Here is a 21045-nt window from a genome sequence, read left to right as displayed (position 1 = left end):
CAGGCAGCTTTTAGGGGTCCCTTACGGCGGACCGTGTCACACTGCCGGTGTTATGGACATATCCGGGACCCGCTTCAGAGCCGTCCGCGCGACGCTGTTCACGGCACTCGTCGTGACGCTCAGCACCGCGTCGCACGTCCTGCTGTCCCGGGCCCCCCTGCCGCTGAACACGGTCGCGCTGATCGCGGCGGCCGTGTTCGTCCTCGCCTACCTCCTCGCGGGCCGCGAACGCGGCTTCGGCAGGATCGCCGCCCTGCTGGTCCCGCTGGAGCTGGCGGCCGACACGGTCTTCACGACCGGCCAGCACGTCTGCTACGGCCCGGCCGGCGGCCCGGTCACCGGCCCGCTGCGCTCGGTCGGCTGGAACGTCCTGTGCGGCGACGGCACCGCGTTCGGCACCCCCCTCGCCCGTGTCACCGGCTCCGGCCAGGTCCCGGCGCTGCTCGCGCACGCCGACCCGGCGACCGCGTGGGGGCTGCTCGCGGCGCACGTGAGCGTCGGCCTGGTCGCCGCCGCCTGGCTGCGCCGGGGCGAACGGGCACTGGCCCAGCTGCTGCGGGCCGCCGCGGTGACGACGTTCCGGCCGCTGCTGCTCGCGGTGGCCGCCGTGACGTACCGCCCCCGCCCCGAGACCGGTTCCGGCCGCCTGCCGCGCGCGACGCGCCGTACGGCCGCCGTCCGTGACCTGCTCCTCGTCCACTCCCTGGGACGCAGGGGTCCGCCGCTCGCCGCCTGCGCCTGACCTGTCAGGCACGCGACGCGACACCCCCCGTACCCACTTTCCCCAGGGAGAACACCGGCATGAGCAAGCGCAACAGTCAGGCGGCGAAGAGCGCGGCGCGCGAGCGGCTGCGCCAGGAGCGCGAGCGGCAGGCGAAGAAGGACAAGGTCAAGCGGCAGGTCATCGTCGGTGTCTCGGCGCTGGCGGTGCTGGCGGCGGCCGGCGGGATCAGCTACGCGGTGATCCAGGCCAACAAGCCGACCCACTGGGAGGCCGTGAAGGACGACACGGTCGTCGCCCCGGCCAACACCACCGGCAAGGACGGCACGACCGTCGTCATCGGCAAGGACACCGCGAAGAAGACCCTCAAGATCTACGAGGACCCGCGCTGCCCGGTCTGCGCCCAGTTCGAGCAGACCGTCGGGGCGACCGTCAAGAAGGACATCGACGACGGGAAGTTCAAGTTCCAGTACAGCGGTGCCACCTTCATCGACAACAAGGACAACGGTGAGGGCTCCAAGAACGCGCTCAGCGCGCTCGGCGCGGCTCTGAACGTCAGCCCCGAGGCGTTCCTTGAGTACAAGACCGCGATGTACTCGACGAAGTGGCACCCGGACGAGACGAACGACAAGTTCAAGAACGACAGCTACCTCATCGAGATAGCCGACACGGTCCCGGCGCTCAAGGGCAACGCGAAGTTCCAGGACGCCGTCAAGAAGGGCACGTACGACGCCTGGGCGATGGCCATGTCCAAGACCTTCGACGACAACAAGGAAGGCGTCCAGGGCACGCCCGCCTTCGTCATGGACGGCAAGCAGCTCAACAACGGCACGCCGCTGCTGACGGTGGAGGACTTCAACAAGGTGGTCGACGCGGCGATCAAGGGCTGAACCCCGGCCGGGTGAACGACTGGCGGGCGGACAACTGGCGGGCGGACTTCACCAGTTCGCCCGCCGGCGTTCATACCGATCAGTAACCTGAGGGTTCGTGACCACACCGCGAAGAGCCACCCACGAGCCCCTCACCCCGCGCCGCCGTACGGTCGTCAAGGCCGCGGCGGCGACCGCCGTCCTGGCGGGCCCGCTGGCCGCCGCCCTGCCCGCGCGCGCCGCCTCCGAAACCGCCCCGGCCTTCCTGCACGGCCTCGCCTCCGGCGACCCCCTGCCCGACGGCGTCCTGCTGTGGACCCGGGTGACGCCCGTCCCGGAGGCGCTCCCCGGCTCGGGGCTCGGCCCGGACACGCCGGTCGAGTGGGTGATAGCCCGCGACAAGGCCCTCACGGACATCGCCGCGAAGGGCACCGTCACCGCCACCGCCGCCTCCGACCACACCGTCAAGGCGGACGTCCGCGGCCTCGCCCCGGCCACCGACTACTGGTTCCGCTTCTCGGCGGGCGGCACGGACTCCCCCGTCGCGCGCACCCGCACGGCCCCGGCGGCCGAAGCGTCCGTCGCGAACCTCCGCTTCGGCGTGGTCTCCTGCGCGAACTGGGAGGCCGGCTACTTCGCGTCGTACCGCCACCTCGCCACGAGGAACGACCTCGACGCCTGGCTGCACCTCGGGGACTACATCTACGAGTACGGCACCGGCCAGTACGGCACCCGCGGCAAGGTGATCCGCCCGCACGTCCCCGCCCACGAGATCACCACCCTCGCCGACTACCGCGCCCGGCACGGCAACTACAAGACGGACGCCGACCTGCGGGCCCTGCACGCCAAGGCGCCGGTCATCGCGATCTGGGACGACCACGAGTTCGCCAACGACTCCTGGTCCGGCGGCGCCGAGAACCACACGGAGGGCGCCGAGGGCACCTGGGCGAACCGTCAGGCCGCCGCCAAGCAGGCGTACTTCGAGTGGATGCCGGTACGGCCCGCCCTCGCCGGGACCACCTACCGGCGGCTGCGGTTCGGGAAACTCGCCGACCTCTCCCTGCTCGACCTGCGGTCCTTCCGCTCCCAGCAGGTCAAGGTCGGCAACGGCTCGGTCGACGACCCCGCGCGCACCATCACCGGACGCGCCCAACTGGACTGGCTGAAGGCCGGGTTGAAGTCCTCCGACACGACCTGGAAGCTCGTCGGGAACTCGGTGATGATCTCGCCGTTCGCGATCGGCTCCCTCGCCGCCGACATCTTCAAGCCGCTGGCCAAGCTCCTCGGCCTGCCCGAGGAGGGGCTCGCCCTCAACACCGACCAGTGGGACGGCTACACCGACGACCGGCGCGAACTCCTCGCCCACCTCAGGACGAACGCCATCTCCAACACGGTCTTCCTCACCGGCGACATCCACATGGCGTGGGCCAACGACGTCCCCGTGGACGCCGGCACCTACCCGCTCTCCCCGTCCGCGGCCACCGAGTTCGTCGTCACGTCGGTCACCTCCGACAACCTCGACGACCTCACGAACGCCCCCGAGGGCGTCATCTCCGCGCTGGCCTCGCCGGTCATCCGCGCCGCCAACCGGCACGTCCACTGGGTCGACACCGACCGGCACGGCTACGGCGTACTCGACATCACGCCCACCCGCGCGCAGATGGACTACTACACGCTCTCCGACAAGACGAAGCAGAACGCGACGTCCGCGTGGTCGCGGTCCTACCGCACGCTCACCGGGAGCCAGCGGGTCGAGCGGACCTACGACCCCGTGTAGTGCTTGACCGATCGTTTGGCAGCCATTGACCTTCTCGAACACCCAAGCGGACTACGGTCGTTGACGACTGATCACCGAATATCCAAACGGGGGATAGACATGACCACGTTGCGTGGCGTCCTGACCAAGTCCGCTGTGTTCGGCTCCGCGCTGGCGCTCGCCGGACTCTCCGCGACCACCGCCCACGCCGCCCCGGCCTTCGTCAACCTGACGACGGCCGAGGCGTCGCCCATCTACTCCCAGCCGTCCTCGTCGTCGACGCGGTACCGCACCGAGCCGCGCGGGACGACCCTGCGGATCCAGTGCTCGACCACCCAGACGCCGTCCGGGAACCTCTGGTACCGCATCTACGACTCGCAGCCCACCGCGTGGGTTTGGTCCGGGCACTTCCCGTCCCTGGTCCACCCGCCGAAGGAATGCTTCTGAGGGTCTAGAGGGTGTCGAGGAAGCCGAGGACCACTCGCCAGGTGGCCTCGGCGGCCTCCTCGTCGTAGTCCGGGAGCCCGGGGTCGGTGTAGAGGTGGCCGGCCCCGGTGTACCGGTGGACCTCCACGTCGGCGCCGACCCGCCGCATCTGGAGATACCAGGAGTTCAGCCAGTCGTCCGTCTCGAACGGGTCCGGCGAGGCGACATGGAGCTGTACGGGCAGCTCGTCCACGGACGCGTTCGGCGCGATGTCCGAGGTGCCGTGCAGCAGGAGCAGGCCGCGCGCCTTCTCGTCGCCCAGCGCGAGGGTCTGGGCGACCGAGGCGCCCAGGGAGAAGCCGGCGTAGACGAGGCCGCGCTCCGAGTAGGGGGCGGCGGCGAGGACGGCCCGCTTCAGGAGCTCCTCCTTCCCCACGGTCTCCTTGAACTCCATCCCCTCCTCGACGTCCTCGAACGTCCGCCCCTCGAACAGGTCCGGCGTCCACACCACGTGCCCGGCCGCCCGCAGCCGCCCGGCGGCGTCCTGCACGGCGGGCCTGAGGCCGTAGGTCGAGTGAAAGAGCATGATGTTCATGCCCTCATGGTGCCAGCCACGCCCTGCACAGGAGCCTCACGGCCCCCATGTTCACGGCCGCCCCTGAGCGGTTACGTTCGACAGTATGGAGAACCTGCTCCGCCCCGTGATCGTCGTCGGCGGCTCCCTCGCCCTCACCCTGCTGATCGGCTGGGCCACCGACCGCCTCCTGCGCAAGGCCGACGCCCGCCACTCCGAAACGCCCCTGTGGGGCCTCCTGCGCCGAGGCCGCGTCCCCTACCAGGCGCTGCTGTGCGCCGCGCTGCTCAGAGGCTCCTACGACCGGGCGGACCTCCTCCAGGAACACCGCGTCGGCATCGGCCGCACCCTCACGCTCATCCTCATCGGCTCCGCGGCCTGGCTGATCGTCCGCATCGCCGCCGCGGTCGTCGAGACGACCTTCACCCGGTACGCCAGCTCCCGCGCCCACCGCGACCCCGCGCGCGTCCGCCGGGTACGTACGCAGGTCTCCCTCATCATGCGGGTCGTCGCGGCCGTCGTCGGGGTCGTCGCGATCGCCGCGATGCTCCTCACGTTCCCCGCGATGCGAGCGGCCGGGGCCTCCCTGCTGGCCTCCGCCGGCATCATCGGCATCGTCGCGGGCGTCGCCGCGCAGTCGACCCTCAGCAACATGTTCGCCGGGTTCCAGATCGCCTTCGGCGACATGGTCCGCCTCGGTGACACCGTCGTCGTCGACGGCGAATGGGGCACGGTCGAGGACATCACCCTCACGTACCTGACCGTCCGCACCTGGGACGAACGCCGGCTCACGATGCCGGTCTCCTACTTCACGTCCAAACCCTTCGAGAACTGGTCGAGGGGCGGCGCGCAACTGACCGGCACGGTCTTCTGGCAGCTGGACCACTCCGCCCCGATCCCCGCCATGCGCACCCACCTCCAGGACATCCTCCGCGCCTGCGACGCCTGGGACGGCCGCGCGTACGACATCTCCGTAACGGACTCCACCCCCAACACGATCGAGATCCGAGCCCTCCTGACAGCCAAGGACGCGGACGACATCTGGAAACTCCGCGTCACCGTCCGCGAACAAATGCTCACCTGGCTCTGCACCCACCACCCCTACGCCCTCCCCCGAGTCAACACAGCAGACGCCACCCTCCCCCCAACAACCCCCCGCCCGGACGGCACCCCACCACGCCGGGCTCATGAACCGCCGCCGCACGCCCAGCGGGGTTGAGGCTCCGGCGGCAGCGGGGTACGACGGGGTCGGCGGGGCGGGAAGGCGGGGGGCGCGGGGAGCCTGGCGAGCCGGGACCGGAGCGGATCGGGGCGGAAGCGCAGAGCGCCCGGCGAGGAGGCTGGGCTCGAAGGGGGAGCGCGAGGCGCGAGCGGAAGCGCAAGGCGCCGGGTGGGGAGGCGGGGCACCCCAAGCAGGAGCGCCAAGCACGGAGTAGGAACACTAGCCGCACGGCAGGAACGCGGGGGCGGCGAGCAGGGAACACGGAGCACCGGGCAAAGACGCGGGGATGGAACGCGGGGCCACCCTCTTCGGGAGCGCGAGGCGTGGAGCCGCAAGCACGAAGCGCCGGGCAGGAACGCGAGGTACGAAGCGGGAACGCTGAGCGCCGGGCGGGAGCTGAACGAGGAACCGGAAACGCGGGTGCGCTGGGCAGGAACACGGGCCCCGGCGCGGAACGCGGAGCGCCAGGCAGAAACGCGAGACGCGGGGCACCCGACGGAAGCGCCGGGCGAGTCCACGCAAGCGCGGGACGGGAGCGCGAGGCACCGGGCAGGAGCACGGAGCCGCCGGGCGGCGGAAGCGCTAGGGCAGCGACGCGGGACGGCTGAGCAGAAGCGCTGACTCAAGGCAGAAACGCGAAACGTAAGGCGGGACAGGCCCGCAGAGCGCGGAAACACCGGCCGGGAACGCAGGACGCCGGGCAGCAAGCGGGACGCGAAGCAGGGGCGCCGGGCGGAAGCGCGAAACGCAACGCGGACGCGCTGGGCCCGGGACGCGAGGCGGAAGTACGGAGTGCCCGGCAAGAACACGGAGCCCAGCCCCCCCGTACACCCCCCACCCCTAATGCCCCCGCTCCGCACCCCCATTGACCTGCACCACCTGCGACGTCACATGCCCCGCCCCAGCCGACGCCAACCAGTGCAGCGTCTCCGCCACATCCCCCGGCGTCCCCGCCCGCCCGTTGGACGTCTCGCCGATCAACCGCTCCCGCCGCTCCTCGGCCACCGGCCCCCCGAAGAACTCCGTGTCCTCGACATACCCGGGCGCGACGACATTGACGGTGATCCCGCGGGGCCCGAGCTGCCGGGCGAGGTCGTGGGCGTAGGGATGAAGCGCGGCCTTGGAAGCGGCATAAGCCCCACTCCCGGACCCCCGGAAAGCGGCGATGGAGCTGACGAACAGAACCCGCCCGGGCGAGGAGATCCGCTCTTTGAGCGCCTCGGTAAGCAGAACGGCACTCAAGGTATTACTCCGAAAATTAACCCCCCATTCATGAGAGACGACCTCCAACGGATCAGAACTCCCACTAGAAGGCTCAAGCCCCCCATTCCCACCGGCACCATGCACAAGAACATCAACACCCCCAAACTCCTCATCCACAACCCGAACAACACCCCGAACCCCTTCAACACCACTGATATCCCCGGCACACACAACAGCCCCCGGCACCCCAGCCCGCTCCAACACCTCTCTCCGCCGCCCCACCAACAAAACCCGATCCCCACCCGCAGCAAACAACCGAGCCACAGCAAGCCCGATCCCGGTTCCCCCACCACTGATCACAACATTCCGAGTCATACCCCAAACCCTACAGACCACCCCAGCCCCCTTCAGGGGCGCGAGGAACGGCGCGACAAGCCACAACGAACCGGCACCCCGCACACAACACCAGCCCCCACCCCCTCCCGCCCCACCACTCACCCGACCCCCGCCAACGGCGATCACCCCCACAGGAAACGCCCACCCCTCAACGAACCGGAAACGGGCGGGCGGGGTGGGAAAGCCCCCGGCATCACCGCAAGCTGCGCACATCCAGCTGCCGCAACACCCGATCCACAATCTCCGGATCCGCCCCCGTCTCACTCCGCGCGGCCAACACCTCATGCCGAGCCGCACTCATCATCTCCCCCTGAATCCGCCGAACCCGCTTCAACCTCCGCACCCGCTGCTCATGCCCCTCCCTCCGCTCATCCTCGGCAATATGGGGAGAAATCCGCACCCCGATCTCAAAGGCCCGCCGCAACAATTGCTCGGACACCTCCTCCGGCAACTCCTCGACCTCCTCGATCTCCCGCAACCTCCGCTTGGCGGCTCTGGCGGCCCGCACCGCAAGCTCCCGCTCGTACTCCTTCTCCCGCTCGGTATCGGCCCGCACCCCGAGCCGCCGAACGATCCAGGGCAAGGTCAGCCCCTGAAGCACGAGGGTGGTCATGATGACCCCGAAGGCGATGAAGACGATCTCGTCCCGAGCGGGAAAGGCTGACCCGTCGTCGACGTGCAGGGGAATGGCCAGGGCCAGCGCGACGGACGCCACCCCCCGCATCCCGGACCACCACATGACGACGGTCTCCCGCCAGCTCATGGGAATCTCCTCGTCGACATCCCGCAGGGCATGCATCTTCCGAGCCAGCCACCCCGCGGGAAGCAGCCACAGCAACCGCACCCCGATGACGACGGCAGCGACGACGGCGGCCCACCCGAGCATCTCCCCCCACCGCCCGGAAGCCGTCCGGATCGCGTTGTGCAGCTCAAGCCCGATCAGCCCGAAGGCCACCCCGGTGACGAGCGTGTCGACGATGTCCCAGAAGGCGTGCCCGGCAAGCCGGCTGACGACGTCATCGGGGTCGGCGGCATACTCCGCGAGGAACAACGCACAGGTCAGCACGGCCAGCACCCCGGACCCGTGCAACTCCTCGGCCAGCACGTACGCGGCGAACGGCACCAGCAACGTCAGACTGATCTGCAGGGTCGCGTCCCCCAGCAGTTCGAGCAGTTTGTTGGCCCCCCACCCGAGCGCGACCCCCACCACGAGGGCGACGACGGCGGAGAGCACGAACTGCAGGACGGCCTCCCCCGCGTGGAACTCCCCGCTGACGACGGCCGCGATGGCGACGTGGTACAGCACGATCGCGGTGACGTCGTTGAACAGCCCCTCCCCCTCAAGGATGGAGACGAGCCGCCGCGGCAGCCCGAGCTGCCCGGCGACGGCGGTCGCGGCGACGGGATCGGGCGGCGCCACGAGCGCCCCGAGCGCGACGGCGGCGGCGACGGACAGCCCGGGCACGACGCTGTGGGCGACGGCGGCGACGGAGAACGTCGTGACGAAGACGAGTGCGACGGCGAGCAGGAAGATGGGCCGCTTGTTCGCGGCGAACTGCCGCCAGGAGGTCCGCCGCACGGCCGCGTACAGCAGGGGCGGCAGCAGCACGGGCAGGATCAGCCCGGGCGGGATGTCGACGTTGGGGACGAAGTCGGCGACGGCGAGCAGGATCCCGAGGAGCGTCATCAGCACGGGAGCCGGCAGCCCGAACCGGTCCCCGACGGGCACACTGATCACGGCCCCGAGCAGCAGGACGAACAAGAGGGCCAACTGATCCACGACAGGCGCTCCGGCGTTCTAGACAGAACCGATCAAGAACAAGCCTCGCACGCCGTCCCGGACAGTTCAGCTCACCCGTACGTCTCCTCCCGGACCAGGTCCAGCGCGAGCTGGAGGTCCGCGGGGTAGTCGCTGGAGAACTCGACCCACTCCCCGTCCCCGGGGTGCTCGAAGCCGAGGCGGACGGCGTGCAGCCACTGCCGGGTCAGCCGCAGCCGCTTGGAGAGCGTGGGGTCGGCGCCGTACGTGAGGTCGCCGACGCAGGGGTGCCGGTGGGCCGACATGTGGACGCGGATCTGATGCGTGCGCCCGGTCTCCAGCTTGATGTCGAGCAGGGAGGCCGCGCGGAACGCCTCGATGAGGTCGTAGTGGGTGACGGACGCCTTGCCGTCGGCGGTGACGGCCCACTTGTAGTCGTGCTGGGGGTGACGGCCGATGGGCGCGTCGATGGTGCCGCTCGTCGGGTCGGGGTGGCCCTGGACGAGGGTGTGGTAGCGCTTGTCGACGACGCGTTCCTTGAACTGCCGCTTCAGCGAGGTGTACGCCCGCTCCGACTTGGCGACGACCATCAGCCCGGACGTACCGACGTCGAGCCGGTGCACGATGCCCTGGCGTTCGGCGGCGCCGGAGGTGGAGATGCGGTAGCCGGCGGCGGCCAGCCCCCCGATGACGGTCGTCCCGGTCCAGCCCGGGGAGGGGTGGGCGGCGACGCCGACGGGCTTCACGATCACGACGATGTCGTCGTCGTCGTACACGATCTCCATGCCCTCGACCGGCTCGGCGACGATCTGCACCGGTGCGGGGGCCTGTGGCATCTCGACCTCCAGCCAGGCGCCGCCGTGCACGCGCTCCGACTTGCCGACCACCGAGCCGTCGACCGAGACCTTCCCCGCCGCCGCCAGCTCGGCGGCCTTGGTGCGGGAGAAGCCGAACATGCGGGAGATGGCGGCGTCGACGCGCTCGCCCTCCAGGCCGTCGGGCACGGGCAGGGTGCGGATCTCGGGAATCGTGCTCACCCGTCGAGTATGTCAGTCCTTGTGGACGGTCCCGTCCGGGTCCAGTCCCTTGAACGACAGGAGGACGATCAGAATGCCTCCGCAGACGATCGCGGAGTCGGCGAGATTGAACACGGCGAAGTGCTTGGGCGCGATGAAGTCGACGACGGCGCCCTCGAAGATCCCGGGCGAGCGGAAGATCCGGTCGGTGAGGTTCCCGAGCGCCCCGCCGAGCAGCAGCCCGAGCGCGACGGCCCACGGCAGGCTGTACAGCTTCCGGGCCAGCCGCACGATGACGACGATCACGGTCGCGGCGATCACCGTGAAGATCACGGTGAACGCTTCCCCGAAGCTGAACGCGGCCCCCGGATTACGGATCGCGTCCAGCTTGAGCCAGTCCCCGATCAGCTCGACAGGGGCATGATGCTCCAGCTTGGCAACAACAATGACCTTACTGACGAGATCGAGCGCGTAAGCGACGACGGCCACCGCGAACAACACGGCGACCCGCCGCTTCCCCCGAGGCGCCTCCTCCTCGGGGACCTCCGACGTATCGATGACGCGCTCCACCTCTGCCACGTGTGTCCCTCGACCTAGGTACCAGTGAGGACGAGGGTACGACACCCCTGGAGACAGGGGCGCGCTAGCGCCCCGTCTCTAGGGGCGCGGGGAACTGCGCGAGCAACCACGACGGCGCCGCACCCGCCAACGAACCCCGCCGCCCCCTTCAGTAGCGCCGCTCCTGCTTCTGCTTGCACTCCACACACAACGTCGCCCGCGGAAACGCCTGCATCCGAGCCTTCCCGATAGCCCGCCCGCAGCTCTCGCACAGACCGTAGGTCCCCGCATCGAGCCGCTCCAGCGCCCGCTCACTCTGCTCCACCATCTCCCGCGCATTGGCAGTGAGCGCCATCTCATGCTCCCGCGTGATGTTCTTCGTCCCGGTATCGGCCTGGTCGTCCCCCGCCCCGTCCCCGGAATCCCGCATGAGCCCGGCCAGCGCCCCTTCGGACGCGTCGATCTCCGACCGCAGCCGCATGACCTCGGACATCAGCTCGGCCCGCGCCTCGGCCACCTCCTCCGGGGTCCACGGCTCCTCCCCCTCCCGTACAGCCAGCGCAGTCGTACCCGCACTCTTCCTGTTCTTCGCCACCATGGCCGCGGCCCCTTCACATACCGTGATCTTGCACGCGAATCGTGCTGGGACGATAAATCGACTTCACCCGGTCGGCAACAGGTCGAACCACCCGCGGCACCCCCCGGGAATTCCGTTCGGCCGCCCCACCGGACGCCCCGTACACTGAGCGGAGCGAGAAAGCGTGGATGGGGACGAGTAGCGGCGTACGCGGCCCAGAGCGACCCGGGGACGGTGGGAGCCCGGGGGCGAGCGCGACGTGAAGATCACCCCGGAGCCGCCGGAAGAAAGCCAGCAGGCGAGTAGACCCGGTTTCGCGAACCCAATGAGGGGGCTCCCCGGAAGACCGGTGGGCCAAGGAGGGTGGTACCGCGGGAGCGAAACGGCTCTCGTCCCTCCGACGGAAGGCAGCAAGTCCGTTGGAGGAAGCTCGCAGATGACAGAGCCGACGTACCGCCAGGTCCCCGCCCAGGTCGACCTGCCCGCGCTGGAGCACGCAGTGCTCGACTTCTGGCGCGAGCGCAGGATCTTCGCCAGGACGCTGGAGCAGTCCGAGGGCCGCCCGGAGTGGGTGTTCTACGAGGGCCCGCCCACCGCCAACGGCATGCCCGGCGCCCACCACATCGAGGCCCGCGTCTTCAAGGACGTCTTCCCCCGGTTCCGCACGATGCGCGGCTACCACGTCGGCCGCAAGGCCGGCTGGGACTGCCACGGCCTGCCGGTCGAGCTGGCCGTCGAGAAGGAGCTCGGCTTCTCCGGCAAGCAGGACATCGAGCGCTACGGCATCGCGGAGTTCAACGCGAAGTGCCGGGAGTCGGTGCTGCGCCACACGGACGCGTTCTCCGCGCTGACGACCCGCATGGGCTACTGGGTCGACCTCGACGACGCGTACGTCACGATGGACCCGGAGTACATCGAGTCCGTCTGGTGGTCGCTGAAGGAGATCTTCGCCAAGGGCCTCCTGGTCCAGGACCACCGCGTCGCCCCCTGGTGCCCCCGCTGCGGCACCGGCCTCTCGGACCACGAGCTGGCCCAGGGCTACGAGACGGTCGTCGACCCGTCCGTGTACGTCCGTTTCCCCCTCACCTCCGGTCCGCTGGCCGGCGAGGCCGCCCTCCTGGTGTGGACGACGACCCCCTGGACACTGGTCTCCAACACGGCCGTGGCCGCGCACCCCGAGGTGACCTACGCGGTCGTGACGGACGGCACGGAGAAGCTGGTCGTCGCCGAACCGCTCGTCGCCAAGGCGCTCGGCGAGGGCTGGGAGACCACGGGCCAGACCTTCACCGGCGCCGAGATGGAGCGCTGGACCTATCAACGTCCGTTCGACCTGGTGGAGTTCCCGGAACCGGCGCATTTCGTCGTCAACGCGGAGTACGTCACCACCGAGGACGGCACCGGCCTCGTCCACCAGTCCCCCGCGTTCGGCGAGGACGACCTCAAGGTCTGCCGCGCCTACGGCCTGCCGGTCGTGAACCCGGTCCGCCCGGACGGCACGTTCGAACAGGACGTGCCCCTGGTCGGCGGGGTCTTCTTCAAGAAGGCGGACGAACGCCTCACCGAGGACCTGGAGCAGCGCGGCCTCCTCTTCAAGCACATCCCGTACGAGCACAGCTACCCGCATTGCTGGCGCTGTCACACCGCGCTCCTCTACTACGCGCAGCCCTCCTGGTACATCCGCACGACGGAGGTCAAGGACCGGCTCGTCCAGGAGAACGAGAAGACGAACTGGTTCCCGGAGACGGTCAAGCACGGCCGCTACGGCGACTGGCTCACCAACAACATCGACTGGGCCCTGTCCCGCAACCGCTACTGGGGCACCCCGCTGCCGATCTGGCGCTGCGAGGACGACCACCTCACGGTCGTCGGCTCCCGCGCGGAGCTGAGCGGACTGACGGGCACCGACCAGTCGTCCCTGGACCCGCACCGCCCGTTCATCGACGCCGTCACCTTCGCGTGCCCGCGGTGCGAGAAGACGGCGACGCGCGTGCCGGAGGTCATCGACGCCTGGTACGACTCGGGTTCGATGCCGTTCGCGCAGTGGGGCTACCCGCACAAGAACAAGGACCTCTTCGAGTCCCGCTACCCGGCGCAGTTCATCTCCGAGGCGATCGACCAGACCCGCGGCTGGTTCTACACGCTGATGGCGATCGGCACCCTGGTCTTCGACAAGTCGAGTTACGAGAACGTCGTCTGCCTCGGCCACATCCTGGCCGAGGACGGCCGCAAGATGTCCAAGCACCTGGGCAACACCCTCGACCCGATCCCGCTGATGGACCGCCACGGCGCCGACGCGGTCCGCTGGTTCATGGCCGCCGGCGGCTCCCCCTGGGCCGCGCGCCGGGTGGGCCACGGCACGATCCAGGAGGTCGTCCGCAAGACCCTCCTGACGTACTGGAACACGGTCGCCTTCCAGGCCCTGTACGCCCGCACCTCGAACTGGTCCCCCTCCGAGGCCGACCCGTCCCCCGCGGACCGCCCGGTCCTGGACCGCTGGCTCCTGTCCGAACTCCACACCCTCACCGCCCAGGTGACCCAGTCCCTGGACTCCTACGACACCCAGCGCGCCGGCAAACTCCTGTCCGCGTTCGTCGACGACCTGTCGAACTGGTACGTACGCCGCTCCCGGCGCCGTTTCTGGCAGGGCGACAAGGCGGCGCTGCGCACGCTGCACGAGGTCGTCGAGACGGTCACGAAGCTGATGGCGCCGCTGACCCCGTTCATCACCGAGCGGGTCTGGCAGGACCTGGTCGTCCCGGTCACCCCGGGCGCCCCGGAGTCCGTGCACCTGTCGTCGTGGCCGGAGGCGGACGAGAAGGCGGTCGACCCGGAGCTGTCGAGGCAGATGGCCCTGGTCCGCCGGCTCGTGGAGCTGGGCCGCGCGACCCGCGCCGAGTCCGGGGTGAAGACCCGTCAGCCGCTGTCGCGCGCGCTGATCGCGGCGACGGGCTTCGACGCCCTGGACCGCGAACTGCACGCGCAGATCACGGAGGAGCTGAACGTCGAGTCGCTGGCGTCCCTCTCGGAGGTGGGCGGCAGCCTGGTCGACACGACGGCCAAGGCCAACTTCCGGGCGCTCGGCAAGCGGTTCGGCAAGCGTGTCCAGGACGTCGCGAAGGCGGTCGCGAACGCGGACGCGGCGGCCCTGTCGCTGGCCCTGCGCGAGGGCACGGCCTCGGTGGAGGTCGACGGCGAGACGATCGCCCTCTCCCCGGACGAGGTCATCGTCACCGAGACGCCCCGCGAGGGCTGGTCGGTGGCCTCCGACGCGGGCGCGACCGTCGCCCTCGACCTGGAGATCACCGAGGAGCTGCGCCGCGCGGGCCTGGCCCGGGACGCGATCCGCCTGATCCAGGAGGCCCGCAAGAACAGCGGCCTCGACGTCGCCGACCGCATCGCCCTGCGCTGGGAGTCGGCCGACCCGGCGGTCACCGACGCCCTCACCGGCCACGGCACCCTCATCGCCGACGAGGTCCTGGCGACGGACTTCGCAACCGGCCCCGCCGACGACACGTACGGCGAGCCGTTCACGGACGAGGGCCTCGGCCTGACGTTCCGTCTGCGCAAGGCGTAACTCCTGTACGACCGAGGCCCGGCTCCCCCTGCGACGGGGGGAGCCGGGCCTTTGTCGTCAACTCCCCCGCAACTCGCGTAAAAAGGGCGCGGCCCCGGACGAATCCGGGGCCGCGCCCTGAACGCTGCCTGCGTCTACGGCGTACTACGTGCCGTAGGGGCCTTCAGAGGCCGTCAGTTGTCGTCCTCGTCGATGAGGAAGCCACGCATCGGCGAGGGAGCCTGGCCCATCGGGGAGGGACCCTGCGGACGGACGGGAGCCATCGGCTGGGTCATCGCCGGGGACATCTGCTGCTGGCCGCCGTAGGACGGGGCGGCGGGGCTCGGTGCGCCCATGCCGCCGGGAGCGCCCATCGGGCCGCCCATGCCGGAGGGGCCACCCATGCCCATGCCGGAGCCACCCGCGCCGTAGGACGGGGCGCCCGCGCCGGCCGGGGCCATGGAGGGCGACGGGGACGGCGGCAGGGAGGCCGTCGCGGGGGTCCGCGGCGGGGCGAGGGAGTCGTCGGCCTGGGTCTCCAACTGGCGCAGCTGCGACTCCAGGTAGGACTTCAGGCGGGTGCGGTACTCGCGCTCGAAGCCGCGCAGGTCCTCGACCTTGCGCTCCAGCGTGGCGCGGGCGGACTCCAGGGAGCCCATGGCGACGCGGTGCTTCTCCTGGGCGTCCCGCTCCAGGGCGTCGGCCTTGGCGCGGGCGTCGCGCTCCAGGCCCTCGGCGCGCGAACGGGCCTCGCCGACGATCTTGTTGGCTTCGGAGCGGGCCTCGGCGATCGCCTGGTCGGCGGTCTGCTGGGCCAGCGAGAGGACGCGGGCGGCGCTGTCGCCGCCGGGGCCCTGACCGGGGCCGCCCATCGGACCGCCCATGGGGCCACCCATCGGGCCGCCCATCTGCTGCTGCATGGGCGGCTGACCACCCATCGGGCCGCCCATGGGGCCACCCATCGGACCCTGGCCCATCGGACCGGGACCCTGGGGGCCCTGGCCGCTGGGACCGGCCGGAAGCTGCGGGGCACCGCTCGGCAGCTGGGGCGGGCCGCCCATGGGGCCGCCCATCTGCTGCTGCGGCGGGCCCGATATCCCTGCGGGGACCGGGGCGCCGGGTCCTCGCATGCCCTGCTGCGGCATCCCCTGCGGGGGCATGCCCTGCTGCGGCATCCCGGGCTGCTGCATGCCGGGCTGCATGCCCTGCTGCTGGGGCATCCCCTGCTGCGGCATGCCCTGCTGGGGCGGCATTCCCTGCTGCTGCGGGGGCATGCCCTGCTGCTGGTCCTGCGGCTCCGGGGCCTTGCGCATGTTCTGCTGGTTCTGCGCGGCGGCGCGGGTGGCCGCGGCCAGTTTGGCGCGCAGATCCTCGTTCTCGCGGAGCAGGCGGGTCAGTTCGGCTTCGACCTCGTCGAGGAAGGCATCGACCTCGTCCTCGTCATAGCCTTCTCGGAGGCGGACGGTCGTGAACTGCTTGTTCCGCACGTCCTCGGGGGTCAACGGCATCTCTTCACCTCAACGTTGTCTTCGGCATCGGCAAGACGGTAGGTCACATCGTTCACAGCCGGATCACGATCGAGATCAGGACGTAGACGATGATCATCAGTACGAAGAAGGACAGGTCGAGCGCCACGCCCCCGAGACGCAACGGCGGGATGAACCGCCGAAGAAGCTTGAGCGGTGGATCGGTGACAGTGTAGGTGGCCTCCAGAACGACCACCATCGCCTTGCCGGGTTGCCACGAGCGGGCGAACTGGAAGACGTAGTCCATGACCAACCGGAAGATGAGCACGATGAGGAAGACCATCAGCGCGATGTAGATGATGTTCAGGACCACGCCCATGTTCGGTGCTTCCCTCTCCCCTGCTTACGCGTGCTCTGTCTTGTCTTGCCGTGTGGATCCGGTGGTGCGTCTCAGCTCTGGTTGAAGAACCCGCCCTCTGCGATGCGGGCCTTGTCCTCCGCCGTGACATCGACGTTAGCAGGAGACAACAGGAACACTTTCTGCGTCACCCGCTCGATGCTGCCATGAAGACCGAACACCAGACCGGCGGCAAAGTCGACAAGTCGCTTCGCATCTGTGTCATCCATCTCAGTGAGATTCATGATCACCGGGGTGCCCTCACGGAAGTGTTCCCCGATGGTACGGGCCTCGTTGTAGGTCCGCGGGTGAAGCGTGGTGATCCGGTAAGGCTCTCGCTCGGACACGACCTTGGGCATGATCACCGGTGCGTTCTTCTCCAGGGACTGACGTTCTTGTGTGATGGACGCCACGGGCGCGATGCGTGCGGGGCGTCCGGATTCCGCGGCCGGAGCCGCCGCGCGGACCACCGGCTCACGAGGGGCGGGGGGTTGGACGATTCGCACCTCTTCGTCCCTTTGGGACTGGTGTGCGTTGTGCGACTGGTGCGACGGCTCGTGCCGCCGGTGGTCGCGCTCGGGTTCGTCCAGCTCGGGTTCGAAGTCGTCATCGGGGTCGAAGCCCCGGCCGTCGTACCCATCGTCCTCCACGAGGCCGAGGTAGACCGCCATCTTGCGCATCGCGCCGGCCATGCTCTGAGTCCTCCGCTCTGTGGTGGATCGGTTGACGACTGCCAAGTCCCGCGATCCACGTGGCCCTTGTGTCCGCCTCCTGGCGGGTAATGACCATATTTTCTACTGTGGTCCGACTTCCTGGCGACGTTACCCGAGCCGAGGACGGACTCCGAGTACCGCACTGCCGACGCGCACATGTGTCGCCCCGGCCGCCACGGCCTGCTCAAGGTCCGCACTCATCCCCGCTGACACCATGGTGGCAGCCGGATGACTTCGGCGCAGGTCGGTCGACAAATCCATCAACCGCTGAAACGCTGCCCGTTCACGACCGGCGTACTCACCGGTCAGCGGAGCGACGGTCATCAGCCCGTCCAGCCGCACCCCCGGCGAGGCCGCGACGAGTCCGGCCAACTCCTCGATCCCGCCCGGCCCGACGCCCCCGCGCTCACCCCGGCCACTCACTCCGGCGTCCAGCGCGACCTGGATCAGGCACCCGATCTCGCGCCCGGCCTTCTCGGCCTCCTTCGACAGCGAGGTGACCAGCCGGTCCCGGTCCACAGACTGCACGAAGTCCGCGTAACCCACCACGGAACGCGCCTTGTTGGTCTGCAACTGCCCGACGAAGTGCCAGGTCAGCGGGAGATCGGCGCACTCGGCGGCCTTGGGCGCCGCGTCCTGGTCCTTGTTCTCGGCGACATGGCGCACACCGAGTTCCGACAGCATCCGCACATCGCTCGCCGGGTAGGTCTTGGTGACGACGATCAGCGTCACCTCCGACCGGGCCCGCCCGGCGTCCGCGCACGCGCGCGCGATGCGCTCCTCCACCTTCGCCAGGTTCCCGGCGAGTTCGTCCTTACGGTCCGTCATGCCCCATCAGTCCAGCCAGACATATCCCGCGAGTCGCCCTGTGGCGCCGTCGCGGCGGTACGAGAAGTGGTCGTGCGACTCCAGCGTGCACACCGGCGACTGCGCCCGGTCGCGCACCCCGAGCCGCTCCAACTGCGCGTGCACCCCGGCGGCGACGTCGACGGCGGGAGTGCCCCAGCTGGTCTCGGCATACGCCGCCGGTTCGAGCGCGGCGACCTCGGCACGCATCTGCTCCGGCACCTCGTAGCACCGGCCACAGACCGAGGGCCCGGTACGGGCGACGATCCGGGCGGGCTCGGCACCGAGTCCGGCCATGGCGCGTACGGCGGAGGCGACGACGCCCTCGACCATGCCGGGGCGGCCCGCGTGAGCGGCGGCGGCGACACCGGCGACCGGGTCGGCCAGCAGGACGGGCACGCAGTCGGCGGTGAGGACGGCGAGGGGGAGGCCGCGGCGGACGGTGACGACGGCGTCGACCTCCGGCACCGGCTGCGCACCCCAGGCGCCGGTGACCTCGGCGACGTCCGCGCCGTGCACCTGGTTCATCCAGACCACCTCCGCCGGGTCCAGCCCGAGGGACTTGGCGGCCAGTTCACGGTTGGTCCGTACGGCGGCGGGGTCGTCGCCGACCGCGCCGCCGAGGTTGAGCTCCTCATACGGAGCGGCGCTCACCCCGCCCCACCGGTCGGTGAAGGCGAAGTGCGCGCCGCGCACGCTCTCGCGCTGTCCTATCACTTCAGGAAGTCCGGTACGTCCAGTTCCTCGGCGGCGCTGTCCGAGTAGGTCCGCGACGGCGGGACCGGCGGGCTCAGCGGGGGCAGGTCGGCGACCGGTTCCGGAGCGGGCTCCGGGTCCTCCTTCGGGGTCACGCTGCCGAGCGAGCCGAAGGACGGGCGGGACTCGGGGCGGCTGACCGGAGCGGGCTCCTCGCGGCGGGTGGAGGCCGAGCCGATCACGTTGTCGCGGCGGGCCGGAGGCTGGCCGCCGTCGAAGCCGGCCGCGATGACCGTGACCCGGACCTCGTCGCCGAGGGCGTCGTCGATGACGGCGCCGAAGATGATGTTCGCCTCGGGGTGGGCGGCCTCGGAGACCAGCTGGGCGGCCTCGTTGATCTCGAACAGGCCGAGGTCGGAGCCGCCGGAGATGGAGAGCAGGACGCCGCGGGCGCCGTCGATGGAGGCTTCGAGGAGCGGCGAGGAGATGGCCATCTCGGCGGCGGCCACCGCGCGGTCGTCGCCGCGGGCCGAGCCGATCCCCATGAGCGCCGAACCGGCCTCGGACATCACGGACTTGACGTCGGCGAAGTCGAGGTTGATCAGACCCGGGGTGGTGATGAGGTCGGTGATGCCCTGGACACCGGAGAGCAGGACCTGGTCGGCCGACTTGAAGGCGTCCAGGACGGAGACCTGGCGGTCCGAGATGGACAGCAGCCGGTCGTTGGGGATGACGATGAGGGTGTCGACCTCTTCGCGGAGTTCCGCGATGCCGTCCTCGGCCTGGTTGGCGCGGCGGCGGCCCTCGAAGGTGAAGGGGCGGGTGACCACGCCGATGGTGAGGGCGCCCAGGGAGCGCGCGATGTTGGCGACGACGGGTGCGCCGCCGGTGCCGGTGCCGCCGCCCTCGCCTGCCGTCACGAAGACCATGTCGGCCCCCTTGAGGACCTCCTCGATCTCCTCGCGGTGGTCCTCGGCGGCCTTGCGGCCGACGGCCGGGTTGGCGCCGGCGCCGAGTCCTCGGGTGAGTTCGCGGCCGACGTCGAGCTTGACGTCGGCGTCGCTCATCAACAGCGCCTGCGCGTCGGTGTTGATGGCGATGAACTCGACGCCCTTGAGGCCGACTTCGATCATCCGGTTGATGGCATTGACACCACCGCCGCCGACACCGATGACCTTGATGACTGCGAGGTAGTTCTGCGGTGCTGCCACGTCGAAGGCCTCTCGCCTCGAATTACGTTGTCGTCGTTGCCCGGTTGCCCGGTCCCCGACGACGGATGCCGAATGGGACGGTCCGTAGCGCCGACCCGAACCCTAACGCTGAAGTTTAGGGTTACCAGTGTGTCTGTTCCTTGGAGTCTTCTGAACAGGACACTAAGTCGACAAGTGGCGCCCGTTCAACGAACACGCCGAACCTCCCGTTTTTCTTTTCACCCTATGTGATCAGCCATGTCGCTGCCCAACCAGGGTGCTGGCCTGCGCATATGTGCGTCAACTCCCGGCTGACGCAGGGGCGGTGGGGACGCTCACGTCGAAGTGCCGGGCATCCGGCGCGGCTTTCATCAGAGCACTGAGCGTACGGGCCTTCGCAGCGCCCTGCTCGGCACTCCCCCAGGCGACGGTGCGACCATCCGTCAAGTCCAGCGAAATATCGTCGTACGAACGCACTTTGACGGTTTTTGTGGTTTTCAGCACGTCGGACGGGAGACCGCCGGCCGCGCGGACGGCCTCGCGGACGAGACGGTCCTCGCCGAAGCGGCGCAGACTCGCGGCGGTCGAACCGGAGTTCGTGAGGGCGAGCTCCAACAGGGGGGCGCCCTTCGGGGGTTGAGGGACCGTCGCGAACCGGACGCCCTCCTCGTCGACCTCGGTGTAGCCGGAGCCGTGCCGGATCAGCAGGACCGGGGTCCGCTCGGTCACCTCGACCGTGACGCCGTGCGGCCACGAACGGGACACGTCCACCTCGCCGATGCGCGGCAGCGCCCGTTCCAGGCGTGCCGCGATCTCGTCGGTGTCGATCGACACCAGCGGTGTGTCCAGCGGGACTTGGGCCGCGTCCCGGACCTGCTCCGGCGTCAGGACGTCCGTCCCCGAGACGGAGACGTCCCGGACGCGCAGCCACGGGGAGCCGTACAGCACCCAGGCGCCGCCCGCCCCGAGCAGGACGGCGGCGACGGTCGAGGCGATGATCAGGCGGAGCCTGCGCGGGCCCAGGCGGCGGACGAGGGGCGGGCCGGGGGGTCCCTGCCGACGTTCCGCACCGCGCTCGACGGTTGAGGGTCCTCCGGCCACGCTGCC

The 21045-nt window shown here is 70.1% G+C and carries 19 protein-coding genes; 6 read left to right on the top strand and 13 right to left on the bottom strand.

Annotated elements, in window-relative coordinates:
* Positions 1–52 precede the first annotated feature (52 nt).
* From ACLZOT_RS03470 to ACLZOT_RS03455, 4 genes are all read left to right on the top strand, one after another.
* A complete protein-coding gene (locus ACLZOT_RS03470; protein ID WP_416967185.1) occupies positions 53–742 on the top strand; it encodes a hypothetical protein in 690 nt (229 codons plus the stop codon).
* A gap of 59 nt (positions 743–801) precedes the next feature.
* Positions 802–1611 carry a thioredoxin domain-containing protein gene (locus tag ACLZOT_RS03465; protein WP_416967184.1) on the top strand — a complete coding sequence of 270 codons (810 nt, stop codon included), beginning with the start codon at positions 802–804 and terminating at the stop codon, positions 1609–1611.
* Between the two features lie 97 nt (positions 1612–1708).
* Positions 1709–3367 carry an alkaline phosphatase D family protein gene (locus ACLZOT_RS03460; protein WP_416967183.1) on the top strand — a complete coding sequence of 553 codons (1659 nt, stop codon included), beginning with the start codon at positions 1709–1711 and terminating at the stop codon, positions 3365–3367.
* A 99-nt stretch (positions 3368–3466) separates the two neighbouring features.
* Complete coding sequence (locus tag ACLZOT_RS03455) at positions 3467–3793, top strand: SH3 domain-containing protein (RefSeq protein ID WP_416967182.1); 327 nt, start codon at positions 3467–3469, stop codon at positions 3791–3793.
* Between the two features lie 4 nt (positions 3794–3797).
* On the opposite strand, the gene ACLZOT_RS03450 is transcribed toward ACLZOT_RS03455, so the two are convergent.
* Positions 3798–4367 carry a dienelactone hydrolase family protein gene (locus ACLZOT_RS03450; protein WP_416967181.1) on the bottom strand — a complete coding sequence of 190 codons (570 nt, stop codon included), beginning with the start codon at positions 4365–4367 and terminating at the stop codon, positions 3798–3800.
* Positions 4368–4452: 85 nt separating this feature from the next.
* Here ACLZOT_RS03450 and ACLZOT_RS03445 point away from each other — a divergent pair, with 85 nt between their 5' ends.
* A complete protein-coding gene (locus ACLZOT_RS03445; protein WP_416967180.1) occupies positions 4453–5565 on the top strand; it encodes a mechanosensitive ion channel family protein in 1113 nt (370 codons plus the stop codon).
* An 843-nt stretch (positions 5566–6408) separates the two neighbouring features.
* On the opposite strand, the gene ACLZOT_RS03440 is transcribed toward ACLZOT_RS03445, so the two are convergent.
* The 5 genes from ACLZOT_RS03440 to ACLZOT_RS03420 all read right to left on the bottom strand — a co-directional run bounded on the left by ACLZOT_RS03440 (position 6409) and on the right by ACLZOT_RS03420 (position 11098).
* Positions 6409–7146, bottom strand: a complete 738-nt coding sequence (locus ACLZOT_RS03440; RefSeq protein WP_416967179.1) for an SDR family NAD(P)-dependent oxidoreductase — start codon at positions 7144–7146, stop codon at positions 6409–6411.
* Between the two features lie 214 nt (positions 7147–7360).
* Entirely contained in the window at positions 7361–8947 is a 1587-nt protein-coding gene (locus ACLZOT_RS03435; protein ID WP_416967178.1) for a Na+/H+ antiporter, read from the bottom strand.
* A gap of 71 nt (positions 8948–9018) precedes the next feature.
* A complete protein-coding gene (locus ACLZOT_RS03430) occupies positions 9019–9963 on the bottom strand; it encodes an RluA family pseudouridine synthase (protein WP_416967177.1) in 945 nt (314 codons plus the stop codon).
* A gap of 12 nt (positions 9964–9975) precedes the next feature.
* Positions 9976–10521 carry a signal peptidase II gene (gene lspA, locus ACLZOT_RS03425; protein WP_416967176.1) on the bottom strand — a complete coding sequence of 182 codons (546 nt, stop codon included), beginning with the start codon at positions 10519–10521 and terminating at the stop codon, positions 9976–9978.
* A 148-nt stretch (positions 10522–10669) separates the two neighbouring features.
* Positions 10670–11098, bottom strand: a complete 429-nt coding sequence (locus ACLZOT_RS03420; RefSeq protein WP_416967175.1) for a TraR/DksA family transcriptional regulator — start codon at positions 11096–11098, stop codon at positions 10670–10672.
* A 415-nt stretch (positions 11099–11513) separates the two neighbouring features.
* Here ACLZOT_RS03420 and ileS point away from each other — a divergent pair, with 415 nt between their 5' ends.
* On the top strand, positions 11514–14651 hold the full coding sequence (gene ileS / locus ACLZOT_RS03415; RefSeq protein WP_416967174.1) for an isoleucine--tRNA ligase: 3138 nt from the start codon (positions 11514–11516) through the stop codon (positions 14649–14651).
* A gap of 173 nt (positions 14652–14824) precedes the next feature.
* Here ileS and ACLZOT_RS03410 read toward each other — a convergent pair whose 3' ends face one another.
* The 7 genes from ACLZOT_RS03410 to ACLZOT_RS03380 all read right to left on the bottom strand — a co-directional run bounded on the left by ACLZOT_RS03410 (position 14825) and on the right by ACLZOT_RS03380 (position 21039).
* Positions 14825–16138: a DivIVA domain-containing protein gene (locus ACLZOT_RS03410; protein WP_416967173.1), complete on the bottom strand. Its 1314-nt coding sequence runs from the start codon at positions 16136–16138 to the stop codon at positions 14825–14827.
* A gap of 52 nt (positions 16139–16190) precedes the next feature.
* Positions 16191–16475, bottom strand: coding sequence for a YggT family protein (locus tag ACLZOT_RS03405; protein ID WP_010350399.1), 285 nt, complete (start codon positions 16473–16475; stop codon positions 16191–16193).
* Between the two features lie 71 nt (positions 16476–16546).
* Complete coding sequence (locus tag ACLZOT_RS03400) at positions 16547–17185, bottom strand: cell division protein SepF (RefSeq protein ID WP_416967172.1); 639 nt, start codon at positions 17183–17185, stop codon at positions 16547–16549.
* Positions 17186–17314: 129 nt separating this feature from the next.
* Entirely contained in the window at positions 17315–18034 is a 720-nt protein-coding gene (locus ACLZOT_RS03395) for a YggS family pyridoxal phosphate-dependent enzyme (RefSeq protein ID WP_416967171.1), read from the bottom strand.
* A gap of 6 nt (positions 18035–18040) precedes the next feature.
* Positions 18041–18769, bottom strand: a complete 729-nt coding sequence (pgeF, locus tag ACLZOT_RS03390) for a peptidoglycan editing factor PgeF (protein WP_416967170.1) — start codon at positions 18767–18769, stop codon at positions 18041–18043.
* Positions 18766–19959 carry a cell division protein FtsZ gene (ftsZ, locus tag ACLZOT_RS03385; RefSeq protein WP_187750161.1) on the bottom strand — a complete coding sequence of 398 codons (1194 nt, stop codon included), beginning with the start codon at positions 19957–19959 and terminating at the stop codon, positions 18766–18768. Before ftsZ ends, pgeF begins: the two co-directional genes overlap by 4 nt.
* A gap of 279 nt (positions 19960–20238) precedes the next feature.
* Positions 20239–21039, bottom strand: a complete 801-nt coding sequence (locus tag ACLZOT_RS03380) for a cell division protein FtsQ/DivIB (protein ID WP_416967169.1) — start codon at positions 21037–21039, stop codon at positions 20239–20241.
* Positions 21040–21045: the final 6 nt, after the last annotated feature.

This window comes from Streptomyces sp. 4F14 (assembly GCF_048159485.1).
Classification (GTDB): domain Bacteria; phylum Actinomycetota; class Actinomycetes; order Streptomycetales; family Streptomycetaceae; genus Streptomyces.
The sequence above is the reverse complement of the archived record's forward strand: the minus strand, read 5'-3'. Positions and strand labels throughout refer to the sequence as shown.

What these genes read in the sequence shown, in the direction of transcription:
- ACLZOT_RS03450 (WP_416967181.1), bottom strand. Translation starts at nt 4,367, where the DNA reads ATGAACATCATGCTCTTTCACTCGACCTACGGCCTCAGGCCCGCCGTG.
- ileS (WP_416967174.1), top strand. Translation starts at nt 11,514, where the DNA reads ATGACAGAGCCGACGTACCGCCAGGTCCCCGCCCAGGTCGACCTGCCC.
- ACLZOT_RS03395 (WP_416967171.1), bottom strand. Translation starts at nt 18,034, where the DNA reads ATGACGGACCGTAAGGACGAACTCGCCGGGAACCTGGCGAAGGTGGAG.
- ACLZOT_RS03410 (WP_416967173.1), bottom strand. Translation starts at nt 16,138, where the DNA reads ATGCCGTTGACCCCCGAGGACGTGCGGAACAAGCAGTTCACGACCGTC.
- ACLZOT_RS03420 (WP_416967175.1), bottom strand. Translation starts at nt 11,098, where the DNA reads ATGGTGGCGAAGAACAGGAAGAGTGCGGGTACGACTGCGCTGGCTGTA.
- ACLZOT_RS03405 (WP_010350399.1), bottom strand. Translation starts at nt 16,475, where the DNA reads ATGGGCGTGGTCCTGAACATCATCTACATCGCGCTGATGGTCTTCCTC.
- ACLZOT_RS03470 (WP_416967185.1), top strand. Translation starts at nt 53, where the DNA reads ATGGACATATCCGGGACCCGCTTCAGAGCCGTCCGCGCGACGCTGTTC.
- ACLZOT_RS03400 (WP_416967172.1), bottom strand. Translation starts at nt 17,185, where the DNA reads ATGGCCGGCGCGATGCGCAAGATGGCGGTCTACCTCGGCCTCGTGGAG.
- ACLZOT_RS03440 (WP_416967179.1), bottom strand. Translation starts at nt 7,146, where the DNA reads ATGACTCGGAATGTTGTGATCAGTGGTGGGGGAACCGGGATCGGGCTT.
- ACLZOT_RS03445 (WP_416967180.1), top strand. Translation starts at nt 4,453, where the DNA reads ATGGAGAACCTGCTCCGCCCCGTGATCGTCGTCGGCGGCTCCCTCGCC.
- ACLZOT_RS03455 (WP_416967182.1), top strand. Translation starts at nt 3,467, where the DNA reads ATGACCACGTTGCGTGGCGTCCTGACCAAGTCCGCTGTGTTCGGCTCC.
- ACLZOT_RS03465 (WP_416967184.1), top strand. Translation starts at nt 802, where the DNA reads ATGAGCAAGCGCAACAGTCAGGCGGCGAAGAGCGCGGCGCGCGAGCGG.